Annotated in this window: 10 protein-coding genes and 1 other annotated feature; of the genes, 1 reads left to right on the top strand and 9 read right to left on the bottom strand. The window is 35.7% G+C overall.

All coding sequences use genetic code 11. From position 1 onward, the window contains the following. Positions 1 to 8: 8 nt before the first annotated feature. The 8 genes from AAA453_RS00840 to AAA453_RS00805 form a co-directional block, all read right to left on the bottom strand. Entirely contained in the window at positions 9 to 1,832 is a 1,824-nt protein-coding gene (locus AAA453_RS00840) for an assimilatory sulfite reductase (NADPH) flavoprotein subunit (protein ID WP_427705612.1), read from the bottom strand. A gap of 99 nt (positions 1,833 to 1,931) precedes the next feature. Then, positions 1,932 to 2,393 (bottom strand): DUF3021 domain-containing protein, encoded by a 462-nt coding sequence (locus AAA453_RS00835; RefSeq protein WP_069814938.1) that lies wholly within the window; start codon positions 2,391 to 2,393, stop codon positions 1,932 to 1,934. Further along, positions 2,390 to 2,830: a LytTR family DNA-binding domain-containing protein gene (locus AAA453_RS00830; protein WP_069814937.1), complete on the bottom strand. Its 441-nt coding sequence runs from the start codon at positions 2,828 to 2,830 to the stop codon at positions 2,390 to 2,392. The genes AAA453_RS00835 and AAA453_RS00830 overlap by 4 nt, the downstream gene beginning before the upstream one ends. A gap of 314 nt (positions 2,831 to 3,144) precedes the next feature. Beyond that, a complete protein-coding gene (locus tag AAA453_RS00825) occupies positions 3,145 to 3,885 on the bottom strand; it encodes a cyclase family protein (RefSeq protein WP_069814934.1) in 741 nt (246 codons plus the stop codon). A 24-nt stretch (positions 3,886 to 3,909) separates the two neighbouring features. Beyond that, entirely contained in the window at positions 3,910 to 6,156 is a 2,247-nt protein-coding gene (gene metE, locus AAA453_RS00820; RefSeq protein WP_427707030.1) for a 5-methyltetrahydropteroyltriglutamate--homocysteine S-methyltransferase, read from the bottom strand. Further along, entirely contained in the window at positions 6,150 to 7,991 is a 1,842-nt protein-coding gene (locus AAA453_RS00815) for a bifunctional homocysteine S-methyltransferase/methylenetetrahydrofolate reductase (RefSeq protein WP_427705609.1), read from the bottom strand. Before AAA453_RS00815 ends, metE begins: the two co-directional genes overlap by 7 nt. Continuing rightward, the gene (metC, locus tag AAA453_RS00810; RefSeq protein WP_069814929.1) at positions 7,945 to 9,120 is read right to left on the bottom strand and encodes a cystathionine beta-lyase MetC; all 1,176 of its coding nucleotides are present in this window, start codon (positions 9,118 to 9,120) and stop codon (positions 7,945 to 7,947) included. The genes AAA453_RS00815 and metC overlap by 47 nt, the downstream gene beginning before the upstream one ends. Then, positions 9,117 to 10,220, bottom strand: coding sequence for a PLP-dependent transferase (locus tag AAA453_RS00805; RefSeq protein WP_069814927.1), 1,104 nt, complete (start codon positions 10,218 to 10,220; stop codon positions 9,117 to 9,119). Before AAA453_RS00805 ends, metC begins: the two co-directional genes overlap by 4 nt. A 62-nt stretch (positions 10,221 to 10,282) precedes the next feature. Beyond that, positions 10,283 to 10,659, bottom strand: a binding site (T-box leader). Positions 10,660 to 10,839: 180 nt separating this feature from the next. Here AAA453_RS00805 and AAA453_RS00800 point away from each other — a divergent pair. Further along, entirely contained in the window at positions 10,840 to 11,685 is an 846-nt protein-coding gene (locus tag AAA453_RS00800) for a ParB/RepB/Spo0J family partition protein (RefSeq protein WP_069814925.1), read from the top strand. Between the two features lie 306 nt (positions 11,686 to 11,991). On the opposite strand, the gene AAA453_RS00795 is transcribed toward AAA453_RS00800, so the two are convergent. Continuing rightward, positions 11,992 to 13,596 carry an amidohydrolase gene (locus tag AAA453_RS00795; protein ID WP_427705607.1) on the bottom strand — a complete coding sequence of 535 codons (1,605 nt, stop codon included), beginning with the start codon at positions 13,594 to 13,596 and terminating at the stop codon, positions 11,992 to 11,994. Between the last annotated feature and the right edge of the window lie 211 nt (positions 13,597 to 13,807).

Below are 13,807 nucleotides of genomic sequence, written 5' to 3'. Positions count from 1 at the left end.
GATACATACTAATAAACGTCTCGTTGATAACGTTGATTTTTAATTAAATCTCTTAAATAGTCTTCTGCACTATCTTGACTGTAATTACCATGTTTAATCAGTACATTCACTAATGCTTGATGGACACCTGAAGCCATCTCATCTTTATTTCCACATAGATAAATCGTAGCGCCCGCTGTCATCCATTTATAAAATTCAGCACTATTATCTTCAATACGATGTTGGACATAAATTTTAGTTTCAGTATCTCTTGAAAAAGCTAAATCTAATTTACTGAGTACACCGTCACTCAGCCAGCCCTCTAGATCACTCTGATAAAGGAAGTCTGTATCATAATTTTGGTTGCCAAAAATAAGCCATTGTGAGCCTTTAAGATCTAAATGTGCACGTTCTTGTAGATAGGCTCTGTAAGGTGCAATGCCTGTGCCAGCACCAATCATAATGACAGGTGTTGTTTCTTCATAAGGAAATTTGAAGTTTGGATTCTTTTTAAGATAAACAGGTATATGATCACCAGGTTGTATACGTTCAGCAAGTTGAACGGAACAAACGCCTAGACGTTCACGGCGATGTGCTTCATATTTCACGACACGTACTGTGATTTGTACACGATTTGGATTAACGTTGTTACTGCTTGCGATTGAATATTCTCTAGGTGGTAACTTTCTTAATAATTGCGGTAACATTTTTGGTTGAAGTGATACGGGTGAAAAGTCTTTAATCAAATCGATGACATCTCGACCATAAATATAATCTTGAATCCAATCACTATTTTGAACATTTGCATTTAACATTGGGTTACTGAATAATTCAGCGGCACTGCTCATTAATGCAGGTGTTATTTTTGAAATTTCAAAGTGATGTGTCAATGCATCTTTTAATGTTAGTTGCTGTTCATCTTTATCAACATAAACAAGTGTTTCAGCGTCCCAGCCTAAAGTATCGATAAAGTGTTCAACAAGGGCAGGATCATTTTCAGGGATCACTACTAAACTATCTCCAGGCTCATATGATTCGTTATAACCCTCAAGAGACAATTCAAGATGTCTGACTTCGCGTGTTGCATTGGCTTCAGTCAGTACATTATTTTGTATCACTTCAGCTTGAAATGGGTTTGATTTGGAATACTGACCATGAGGTTCTTCAATTGTGACTTCGTCGTCTATCACATCATTTGAATCTGTGTTTGGCGAAACGTTGGTCAATAGCTCTAGCATATCTGCGATCCATTGTTCTGCTACTTCTTCAAAATCAAAATCACAATCTACCCTTTCAGCTAATCGATGGCCACCAAGTTTACCAAAGATTTCATCAAAGTCTCTTCCTGCCTGACAAAAATCGGGGTAGCTTTCATCTCCTAATGCGAGTACAGAGAAGTTTAATCCATCTAATTGTGGGGCTTTATCACTGTGCATAAACTCATGGAAATCTATCGCATTGATTGGGGGCTCACCCACGCCTTGTGTAGAGCATATGATAAACAAGTAATCTATATTTGTCAGTTCATCTAGCGGAAAATCATCCATCTCCGACAAATGAACATTTAAATTGTGTTCCTTTAATTTTGCTTCAAATTGCTCGGCAACTTCTTCAGCATTACCTGTTTCAGTGCCAAATAGAATATTTACTTCTAAAGGTTCAGCCGTCGTTGTTGATTCAGGTATTGAATCAGCAGTTGCTCCTGATGACGTCGTATGATCATCTTGTTCTTCAGGATTTACCAAATAACTACCCAACCACTGTTGCTGGCTTGAAGATAATGTTGGCAGAAGTTGATTTATAAGTTCCAATTGTTCTCTATTAAAAGGGGTATTGTTTTCATTAAGTTGCAAATCATTCACCTCGTTTTTTTATTGTATGAGGTTTGCGTAAACATCATGTCCTTAAATCATAACATCATTGAATTACTTTATTAATTAATTGAAATAGGATTAATGTTTTTGATTCTCTGAAATGATTTGGTTTATTTCATTTACATCTCTTTGCGCTCTCCTACTTTCAATAAACCAAATAATAAAGTAAATCATTGTATATATGAGAATAAATACGATGATGACCGAGATTCGGAGTGGAAACCAACCTGCTAATATGCCTAAAGGAAACATGACTATCAACATGACACTAAAGTGAATCACCGTCTTTTTAAAAATTGAGAGGCGGGTATGTGAAAATATTAGTTCACCAAAACTAAATGTGACACCGATGAATGCCCAAATTAGAACGGATATCAGCATAATCTGTAACTCAGTGAAGTGTTCATAGTAAAATCGTCCCATCGTCGATATTGGAGAAACGGGCATAAATTGCGTATGTGAAAAAATAAAAGAAAATAATAACGAAATCATTGTGCCTATGGAAACGCCTATAGTTGCCCCATGTATTATCCTTTTCATAGTTTTAAAGCCTCCTTTATTATAGATAAGTATCTTCTGGAAGAATATGTGAAGTCATCATTTGAAAAACGAATTTCTATAGTTCCATTTTTATTGAGTTTCAAATGGTCGATATAATCGATATTGATGATTTCTGATTTAGATATTTGTAGGAAGTTTGAACTTAATTGTTTTTTGATGGTATATAGTCTTTCGTTCAGCGTAAATTGTTGATTCGATGTATATATAGTTAGTATTTTATTTTCCATCCTGAAACATATAATATCTCGCTGTTTTATAAAGTGAATTTCATCATTATATTTCCCAGTAAATGTTTTTCGGTTGGATAATTGTTTGATGTATTGCACGATATCCGGCAAATTTTCTGCATTTTCGTTAGCTTGTATGATAACTTCATCTTCTGATAATTCATTGTTGTATTTAACTCTCACCTTCATATGCAACGCCTCCTGTTAAGTTAAGTAAAACAAATATGAGCATTAAATACTATATAGTTTAATTAAGTGGTCAGTATTGCTAACTAAGTGGTGACAAATGCACATTAAGCGGATGAACTTTAAAGGTGCACATATAAATACCCCCAAATCATTTTTGGTAGGCAATGATTTGGGGGTATAATTTATATGTTTTAAAAGGAGATGTTGAGATATCAGAAGGGCTCAATTTCTTAATATCTTTGTACATTATAATAGCTAGGCTTTTAAGTTTGGGGTGCTCGTGTATATCTAATGATATTTTAAAGATTTAGCCATTAGGGTGTAATAGCGAATGCGCGTACAGGAAATCCTGGCGCGTCTTTAGGTTTAGGGCTAATCGTGTAAATAATGGCGCCTCGTGTGGGTAGTTGATCTAAATTCGTCAACAATTCAACTTGAAATGTATCTTGTGCTAGGACGTAACGTTCACCAACAATATCACCATTTTTGGCTACATCTATCGAAGCATCTGTATCAAATGTTTCGTGACCAATGGCTTTGACTTGTCGTTCTTCGAGTAAGTATTTTAAAGCATCGAGGCCCCAACCAGGTAAATGAAGGTCGCCATTGCTGTCTTTATTCTCGAACTGTTCGATGTCTGGCCAACGTTTCGACCAATCACTGCGTAAAGCGACAAATGTACCAGGTTCTATTGTTCCATGCGTTGCTTCCCATTGTTTGATATGTGTGCGAGTTAAGATAAAATCTGCATGCGCTGCTACTTCTTGTGAAAAATCTAAAACTACAAGTGGTAGAGCGAGTTCTTTTAAATCTAATTCATGTAAATAGCGTGTGTTTTCCACAAAATGAATAGGTGCATCGATATGTGTGCCGTACTGACTTACTATATTCCAATTTTGAACATAAAAGCCATCGTCTGCTACGTTAAACAGGGTAGAAACTTTAGCGCGTTCAAATTCACTGAAACATGGAATGGTTTCATCAAATGTGTGAGTCAAATCGACCCACTTTGATGATTTTAATTGCTCTAATTGTTCCCATAATGGATAACTCATGTGTATCACCACCATTTTTAATCGTTATACTATTGCTGTGTTTGTTGATTTTCGTAACTTATCAACGGCATTTACTAAGACACTTAATGCTTCTTTTACTTCATCTTCTTTACGTGTCTTCAAGCCGCAATCTGGATTGACCCAGAATAGCGAACGGTCAATTTCTTGTAAGGCACGATGGATTGCTTCTGTAACTTCTGATTCAGTCGGAATACGCGGACTATGAATATCATATACCCCTAAACCAATACCTAAATCGTAAGTAATATCTTCGAAGTCTTTAATCAAGTCACCATGGCTACGAGATGTTTCAATAGAAATCACGTCTGCATCTAAGTCGTAGATTGCATGTATGATTTGTCCAAATTGCGAATAGCACATATGCGTATGAATTTGCGTTTCATCAGCCACGGAAGATGTTGCAAGTTTAAACGAATGTACAGATTTGTTTAAATAGTCTTCGTGATATTCTGAACGAAGCGGTAAACCTTCTCTTAAAGCAGGTTCGTCTACTTGAATAATTTGAATGCCTTCATTTTCAAGCGCCAATACTTCTTCATTAATCGCGAGTGCAATTTGATTTTGTACTTCTTCACGCGGTAAGTCTACGCGTTCAAATGACCAGTTCAGAATTGTGACAGGTCCAGTGAGCATACCTTTTACAGGCTTGTCTGTTAAACTTTGTGCATATAGCGTTTCTTTCACTGTAAGTGGTTCAGCCCATTTCACATCGCCATAAATGATAGGTGGTTTCACCGCACGTGATCCGTATGATTGTACCCATCCGAATTTAGTTACTAAGAAACCTTGTAGTTTTTCACCAAAGAATTCAACCATATCATTACGTTCAAATTCACCATGGACTAAGACGTCTAAACCAATATCTTCTTGAATTTTAATCCAACGTGAAATCTCATTTTTTAAGAATGATTGGTAATCTTCATCTGAGATGCGGTCATTTTTCCAATCTGCACGGTATTTACGTACTTCTTGAGATTGTGGAAATGAACCGATTGTTGTCGTTGGTAAATCTGGTAAATTAAGACGTTTGTCTTGTGCTTGTTTACGTACTTTAAAAGCAGATTGTCTTGAAGTGCGCACGCTATCAAAATCATATTCAAGATTTTTAAATGATTGGTTTTGGAAACGATTATAGCGTGCTTTTAATTCATCATATTTTTCAGCATCATTGTCATTAAATAGGCGTCTCAAAGCATCTAATTCGTCTAATTTTTCAGTAGCGAAGCTTAAACCCTCGGCAATTGAATCTTCAAGTGTTTCATCATCTAATGATACAGGAACGTGTAATAGCGACGCTGATGGTTGAATAACAAGGTCATTTGTGTAATTTTGTAAAGTGTCGATGAGTTCTTTTTTAGCTTCAATGTCGGCAGCCCAAACATTACGGCCATCGATAATACCTGCATAAAGTGTTTTGTTTTTATCAAAATCGCCAGCTTTAATTTGTTCAAGGTTAAAGTTATGGTCATGAACGAAATCTAGGCCGAGCCCTTTAACTGGTAGGCTGTTTAAAAACTTTAAATTAACGCGTTCGAAATAAGTTTGTATCACGATATGATTTTCTAAACCAGCATCAGCGAAATACGCATATGCTGCTTGTGTAATACTTTCATAATCTGCACTATCATCTGTCACTAATGCAGGTTCGTCGATTTGAATATATTCAGCCCCAGCATCTTTTAATGATTGTAGAACTTCTTTATATAAAGGTAGTAGTGTGTTTACTTTTTCTTCGAAAGATTGGTCGCCGCCTTTAGATAATTTAACAAATGTAATTGGACCTACAATGACTGGATGTGCATTTACGTTTAAAGATTTTGCATAGTTAAAGCGTTCTAATAATACATTGTGATTAAGTTTCGGTTCTGCATGATCCCATTCTGGAACGATATAGTGATAGTTTGTGTTGAACCATTTGATTAGGGCACTTGCAACATGTTCTTTATTACCTCTAGCAATATCGAATAATAAATCATCATCTATGTCTCTACCTTGGAAACGTTCAGGAATAATATTGAAGAGTAAAGACGTATCAAGAATATGATCATAAAGTGAAAAATCACCGACAGGAATACTTGATAAATTGTAATTTTTTTGTAGTAATAAATTTTCTTTATGCAAATCTGTTAATTGCTGGTGTAATGTATCTAAATCTAATTTTTTAGACCAGTAACCTTCGATTGCTTTTTTCCACTCTCTTTTTCTACCTAATCTTGGAAAACCTAAGTTTGATGTTTTAATAGTCATAATATTGCCTCCTGTTTAGTTGAAGTAATTGATTTTGAATAAGCTGCAAGTTCTAATGTGTAATCTACTTTTTGGAATGGTGTAATTAAATACAAGCCATTAAAATATTCATGTACTGTGTCAATCAGTTCTTTGGATAGTTTCAAGCTTAATTCTTTTGTTTTTGTTTTATCATCTTTAACGGCTTCAAATTGTTCTAACACTTCTTCTGATAATTTAATGCCAGGCACTTCGTTGTGTAAAAATATTGCGTTATTATAACTTGTCACTGGCATAACCCCGATAAAGAAGGGAACATCTAAATGTTTGGTTGCTTCATAGACTTCTTTAATTTTTTCAGTGCTATAAACTGGTTGTGTAATAAAGTAGTGCGTACCGCTTTCTAATTTTTTCTCTAAGCGTTTTACTGCACCGTCTAATTTTCTTACATTTGGATCAAAGGCACCTGCGATGTTGAAGTTTGTCTTTGTCTTCAGCGCATCACCATCTGTGTTGATACCTTGGTTGAAACGTAATGCAATTTCGGTTAAACCTTTGGAGTTTACATCGTATACGTTCGTGGCACCTGGTAAGTTGCCTATCTTAGAGGGGTCACCTGTAATAGTTAATATTTCATTGATGTCTAGTAGTGATAGCCCTAATAAGTGTGATTGCAATCCGATAAGGTTGCGGTCGCGACAAGTGATGTGCACTAATGGTTCGATATCGTATTGTTGTTTAATAATGCTTGCTGCAGCGACATTACTAATTCTTACGGTTGCTAAAGAATTGTCTGCTAATGTGACCGCATCGATATGGGCATCATCAAGTTTTTTGATATTTCTGAAAAATGTGTCTGTGTCTAAGTGCTTCGGTGTATCTAATTCAACTATAATCGTCGGTCGTTGCTTTACCTTTGATGTTAGGCTCTGAGATTGTGTTTTTTTAGATGAAGTACTTGTATATTTTGTGATTGGTATGACATTTTTATCTGTTACGGGTTTTAAATTAGCTATGGATGATTTAATGAATTGAATATGCTCAGGTGTTGTACCACAACAACCACCAATGACGCGAACACCTTCGTTAATAAGTTTCTGTGCTACATTGCCAAAATACTCGGCGTTATCGCTGTATTTGAATTGGCTATTTTCGATATCAAGCAAACTTGCGTTCGGATAGCACGATAAGTATGCGCCTTCTGGTAACTCAATATGTGAGAATGACTGTTGCATATGGTGGGGGCCATGATGACAATTCAACCCCACAATATCAGCGCCACTTGCTGCTACTTGTTGTAACGCGGTATTAATCTTTGTACCATCTCTTAAATAATTTGTATTCAAAGCAGTGAGTTGCGCAATAATCGGTATATCGTGTTTACGTTTTGTCGCTTTTATAATATTTGTAAGTTCTTCTAAGTCGTAATAAGTTTCAAAGAGTAAACCATCTACGCCAGATTCTACTAAAGTATCCACTTGAATTTCTGTGTGATATTGAATCGCAGATAGACCTAAATCTTCTTGTTTAACGCCTCTAAATCCTCCAACAGTACCTAATATGAATGTGTCATCTTTTGCAGCTTCTTTTGCGATTTTTACAGCAGATTGATGAATTTCTTTCACTTTATGTTCTAAGCCAAAGTCTTTTAACTTTTCAAAATTTGCGCCATACGTATTGGTCTGTATAATATCAGCGCCAGCTTCAATATAAGAACGATGGATATGTGCTACTTTCTCAGGATGTGTTAAGTTGTAAGCTTCGGGACAAGTATCTAGGCCTTCAGAGTAAAGAATTGTGCCGATAGCGCCGTCAGCTACTAATATGTTGTTCTTCAGTTTGTCGATGAGTTGACTCATTGAAAGCCTCCTTAATTGCGTAATTTAAATCTGAAATTAATTCATCTGCAGATTCTAAACCAACACTTAATCTAAATAATCCAAATGTAATGTTACGTTCTTCGCGTACTTCTTTAGGTACTGCTGCGTGTGACATTGTAGCTGGGTGCGAAAGGATTGTTTCTACGCCACCTAAACTTACAGATACGAGTGGTAATGATAATGCGTCTACAAATGCTTGTGCTTTGGTTTCGTCTTTCAATCTAAATCCTAATACTGCACCGCCATGACGTGCTTGTGATAAATGTAAGTCGTCATTTCCCGGGTAATATACTTCAGCAATTTCATCGCGCTGAGCTAAGAATTCATAAAGTTGTTGCGCATTTTCCACAGATTGATTGAATCTCACTGGCAACGTTTTTAAATGTTTGGCTAAAGTCCAGCTATCGTGGGCGGATAATGCTGTGCCTGTGCCATTTTGTAATAAATAAAGTGCATCTGCTACGTTTTGATTATTGGTAATCGCTACACCGGCAATAATGTCGCTATGACCACTTAAGAACTTCGTTGCACTATGAACAACGATATCTGCACCAAGTGCTAATGGTGATTGACCAAGTGGTGTCATAAATGTGTTATCCACTGCGAGTAAGAGTTGATGTTGCTTGGCGATGTGCGCTACACCTTTAATATCTGTAATTTTGAATAATGGATTAGATGGTGTTTCCACATAAATTAGTTTTGTGTTGTCTTGTATCGCATCTTCTATCTCATTTAAGTTTGTCGTATCTACTGTTGAAAATTGAATGTTAAAACGTGTTAATATCTGTTCAGTTAGTCTGAATGTGCCACCATAAACATCATCAGGTAGGACAACGTGATCACCAGCATTTAACGTAAGCAATACTGCTGAAATTGCGGCGATACCTGAAGCATAAGCAAATGCATGACTACCACCTTCTAGTTTGGCTAATTTTTCTTCTAATAATGCTCTATTAGGATTACCACTTCGTGCGTAGTCGTATTTTGCATTACCACCTAACACTTTTTGATGAAACGTAGAAGAATCATATAAAGGAGGGTTCGCCGAATCATAATCAGTACCTCTATGTGCATCGAATATTACTTCTGTCTCTTTTGATAAACTCATGAAATCACTCCTTGGTTAGATTTTTGTAATGCTTGTATGATATCTTTCTCAATATCTTCATAATTTTCAATTCCGATAGATAGTCTAAGTAAATGTTCATCAATGCCGCGTTTGTCTTTTTCCTCATCTGGCATATCTACATGGGTTTGGGTATATGGAAATGTTATGAATGTTTCAGTACCGCCGAGACTTTCGGCGAATAAACAAACTTTTAAATGTTCTAAGAATTTATCAGCTTTATAAGCTTTGTTTAAACGTAAGCTCAACATGCCAGTGCGTCCGCTATAAAGTACTTTATCAATTGCGTCTAAGTTACTACATCGTTCTGCGAGTAGTTTAGCGTTATATTCTGAACGATCCATTCTGATGTGTAGTGTTTTTAAACCACGTTGTAGTAAATAACTATCGAAAGGTGATAGTGTAGCACCAATCATATTGTGTAACTGTGCTAATTGTTCTGCTAGCGCATCGTCATTCACTGTAACAACACCAGCAAGTACATCGTTATGACCACCTATATATTTTGTAGCAGAATGTAAGACGATGTCTGCACCATCCTCGAGTGGCGTTGAAAGATAAGGTGTTAAAAATGTATTATCTATAATTGTTAGTAAATTGAATTTTTTACTTAAGATATAGTACGGATCAATATCAACATCTATCATTTGTGGATTAGAAATTGGTTCTATAAATAGTGCTTTTGTATTTTCAGTAATACTTTGTTCTACTTCTTCATAATTAAGGAAGTCTACATATTTGAAATGAATACCATACTGTTGCTCGTAAAAATCAAAAAGTCTAAATGTGCCACCATATAAATCGAAAGATACTAATATTTCGTCACCAGTTTTGAATAAGTTACAAATAAGTTGAATGGCTGACATACCACTTGAAGTTGCAAATGAAGCAGTACCTCGTTCTAGTTTTGCAAAAGCTTCCTCAAATGCTGAACGAGTTGGATTTTTCGTTCTTGTATAGTCGTAACCAGTTGATTCGCCTAAGTGAGGGTGTTGGTATGCTGTTGATAAATATATTGGATTTGCAACTGCGCCTGTATGATCTTGTGACAAAGCAATTTGTGCCAGTTCAGTATTTTTCATAATAGATAACCTCCTTTTAAAAATAAAAAAAGCTTCCGTCCTTTACACCCGAATAATCGGATATAAAGGACGAAAGCTTAGCTCGCGGTACCACCTTTGTTTGTTACTCTATCACTAAAGTAACCTTATCCAGTACGCCAAATTGTTGAATAGGCAACAGAGACTGAATAGTGACATCGTATCTTCGTTGAAATTAAAAAACTCATCTTATATGAATAAAATGAGTATTAACGAAATATACGACGCGTGGATTTAATCCAGTACGCCATTTAACAAAATGTTAATACTGTATCGCTATAACGGGCGATCCCGTTGACACCTCATATTGGTATCAACACTCAAAGGCCATTTTCAAACTTTCTTTCCGTGTCTTCTTTCAGCGAACAAAGACTCTCTGTGTCAGCAGTGTAAGTTTTACTTTCCCTATTACTGTGTTTCGTATGTGCAATTCGTATTTGATATACCTTAGATTACACACCAAAATACTTTTTGTCAACAACTTATCTGAAAATTTAGATTAAACAAATTATTTTCCATGTATATTTACTGTCATGAGAGTGATGATATACTGTGAATATATTAAATACGTAAAGAGATATTGGATGAGGAAAGTAGGTGTATGATAATCGAAAATTCAAAAGATCATAGATTACAATTAGAAGAAGATGCTCAAATTCAACAAGTTAAAGTAACGACTATTAAAGCGAACCCTTATCAACCACGTAAAACATTTGATGAGGAACGTTTAAATGACTTAGCAAAATCGATTAAACTTCACGGTATTTTACAACCTATCGTATTAAGAAAGACTATTACGGGTTATCACATTGTAGTAGGTGAACGACGTTACCGAGCGGCAAAAATAGCAGGGTTAACAGAAGTGCCCGCAATTGTTAAAGCACTAACTGATGAAGATATGATGGAACTTGCCATTATTGAGAATTTACAACGCGAAGATCTCAATGTCATTGAAGAAGCAGAAAGCTATCGTCAATTAATGGATGATTTAAAGCTAACCCAACAAGAAGTTGCAGAGCGTTTAAGTAAATCTAGACCTTATATTGCGAACATGCTACGCTTACTACAATTACCTAAAGACGTATCGAATATGATAAGAGAAGGTACACTATCTGGTGCGCATGGACGTACCTTATTAATTGTAAAAGATGTACAAAAAATGCGTCAAATCGCCAAGCAAGTCTCCCGGGAGTCTTGGAGTGTTCGTTATTTAGAGCAATACGTAAATGAGAATTATAATGAAAAAAATACAAAGACGAAAACACAGAAAGCAGCTTCAAAACCTAAGTTTATTCAACAACAAGAAAGACAACTTAAAGAACAATATGGTTCAACCGTTTCTATTTCTACACATAATAAAAAAGGAAACATCACTTTTGAATTTAAATCAGAAGCTGAATTTAAAAGATTAATCCATCAATTAAATGAGAAATATAATAATGATTAACTTACTTCATATGTGAGGAATAAAACACTGTAATTTTAGACTGATTTGCCTAGGACACTGACTCAGCTTGCAGTCTTTGGCTCGTGCTGGTTCCTCATGCGACTCGTCAACATTTTGATAAATGTTAAATATAGCATCACTAAAAAAGGACATGTTGAATTTTGAGTTCAACATGCCCTTTTTTATATCAATGTTTCGTATTGTAGTGCGCGCTTTCCGTGGATATGGTTTGAGACTGTGGTATTGAGATGGATGCCATTCTCATAAGGAGTCTTTCAAACAATACACATCATCCATAGGGCGCTGCTATTTTTTATAGACTAATTTACCGTTACAAATCGTTGCTTCAATTAAGTTGTTATCGAGTGTTACATCTTCCTCGAGAGGATTACGATTCAGTATGACAAAGTCTGCAACATGTCCAACTTTAATTGTACCTTCGTAGTCTTCTGTATGATTTAAACGCGCTGCATCTGCAGTCATCTTTTTATATGTGGAGCTGCGAGATAAACGTTGGTGGGCACCAAGTATCTCACCGTTTTTAGTTTTTCTTTCAACAGCAATCTGAATAGATTCTAAAGGAGAAATTGGTGTCACTGGCGCATCCGTATGCAAAGTAAACACCATGTTTTCATCTTCTGCCCATTTAACTGGGTCTAAATTTTGCGCTTTATCGCTGCCTAAAAAGACATCACGGTGTAAGTCACCAAAATAATACACATGATTAATAAAGAAAGAACCTCCAATATCATGCGCTGCCATTTCTTTAATATCTGAACGCGTTACTGTTTGTAAATGTTCAACTCTATTGCGCAAAGCGTTTGTTTTATACGCTGCTGTATCCTTATAAGCTTCTATCACAGTTTGGGCTGCATAATCACCATTTGCGTGGGTAATAATATTAAAGCCTAATTGCTGAAAATGTTTGAATTTTTCTGTCATCACATCTTGTGACATTAAAGGTTCAGGTGGTGTTGCGCCATCTAAGTAAGTACCTCTTATAGAAGCAGTTTGTAATTGAATAGATCCGTCATTAAAGAATTTTACGCCGCCTAAATGACTCATACGATCACTTTGCTGTTGAAAAGTACGATCAAGTGTTTCGGCATGGACGTCTTTAAATTCAGGATGTTTTTCCAATAATTCATGCGTAATCACCCAGCGTGTGCGGATACGTTGAGGTGCGTTTAAAAATGTTAATATGCCTTCATAGTCTGTGTAGCCATTACCGCCGATGAGTAAATCAGACGTATTCGTTATACCATTTTTTACATAATCATCAATTGCTAAATTCATACTATAAGCGAAACTATCTGCTGTAGATTTAGGTAGTGCTGCTCTTAATTTAACAGTAGCTGGCAATTCAATAAGCACACCGTTGACATAGCCTTCTGAATCTCGTTGGTAATAACCACCTTCTGGATTATCGTCTGTTAGGTTAACACCCATAACTTCAAGTGCCTTGGTATTTACAGTAGCCATATGACCAGAGTAATGCATAATCGCAATTGCAGTATCCTGAGAAATTTGGTCTAAGTCAAAGCGATTAGGATGACGTTGTTCGGTTAAAGCTTTTTCATTATAACCGTAACCTATCAACCAACCGCTGTTAGTTAAGCTATGCTTATTGTCATTAAATTTATTAATTAAGTCTGTGATGTTTAGAATGTCAGAAGCAGCACAATCTACCATTAATTTTGTTGAACCATAGCCTGTCGGATGACTGTGCGTATCTATAAAACCAGGTGTAATCCATTGTTGTTCCAAGTCTAGCGCACTGTCATCTTCTACGATATCTTCTTGTGGCACAATGTCAGAGATGACACCGTCATTTAATATTAGCGTGCCTAAAAATGGTTCATTATCTTCCATATCCAAAATCATTGCATTTACTATTTTTGAAAATTTCAAAGTAAAGCCTCCTACTTGTCTTTTGTATCCATTACATATACTAATCTTGAAAAAAAGTAAATTCAATTAATAACATATTTTAAAGGAGAATTTATTAGTTTAAAATATAAGTCTTTGAGTAGTATAAGTTTTAAATTCATGTTATGCGCATTTGTTTATTTTTAAAAAACGGAAAATAATTACAAATTTATGAATATAGAATGTGAATGTT

It is taken from the genome of Staphylococcus parequorum (genome assembly GCF_039237145.1).
GTDB lineage: Bacteria > Bacillota > Bacilli > Staphylococcales > Staphylococcaceae > Staphylococcus > Staphylococcus equorum_A.
The sequence above is the reverse complement of the archived record's forward strand: the minus strand, read 5'-3'. Positions and strand labels throughout refer to the sequence as shown.

Excerpts from the sequence above, each read along its gene's own strand:
- AAA453_RS00835 (WP_069814938.1), bottom strand. The coding sequence starts at position 2,393 with ATGAAAAGGATAATACATGGGGCAACTATAGGCGTTTCCATAGGCACA.
- AAA453_RS00830 (WP_069814937.1), bottom strand. The coding sequence starts at position 2,830 with ATGAAGGTGAGAGTTAAATACAACAATGAATTATCAGAAGATGAAGTT.
- AAA453_RS00825 (WP_069814934.1), bottom strand. The coding sequence starts at position 3,885 with ATGAGTTATCCATTATGGGAACAATTAGAGCAATTAAAATCATCAAAG.
- AAA453_RS00815 (WP_427705609.1), bottom strand. The coding sequence starts at position 7,991 with ATGAGTCAACTCATCGACAAACTGAAGAACAACATATTAGTAGCTGAC.
- metC (WP_069814929.1), bottom strand. The coding sequence starts at position 9,120 with ATGAGTTTATCAAAAGAGACAGAAGTAATATTCGATGCACATAGAGGT.
- AAA453_RS00805 (WP_069814927.1), bottom strand. The coding sequence starts at position 10,220 with ATGAAAAATACTGAACTGGCACAAATTGCTTTGTCACAAGATCATACA.
- AAA453_RS00800 (WP_069814925.1), top strand. The coding sequence starts at position 10,840 with ATGATAATCGAAAATTCAAAAGATCATAGATTACAATTAGAAGAAGAT.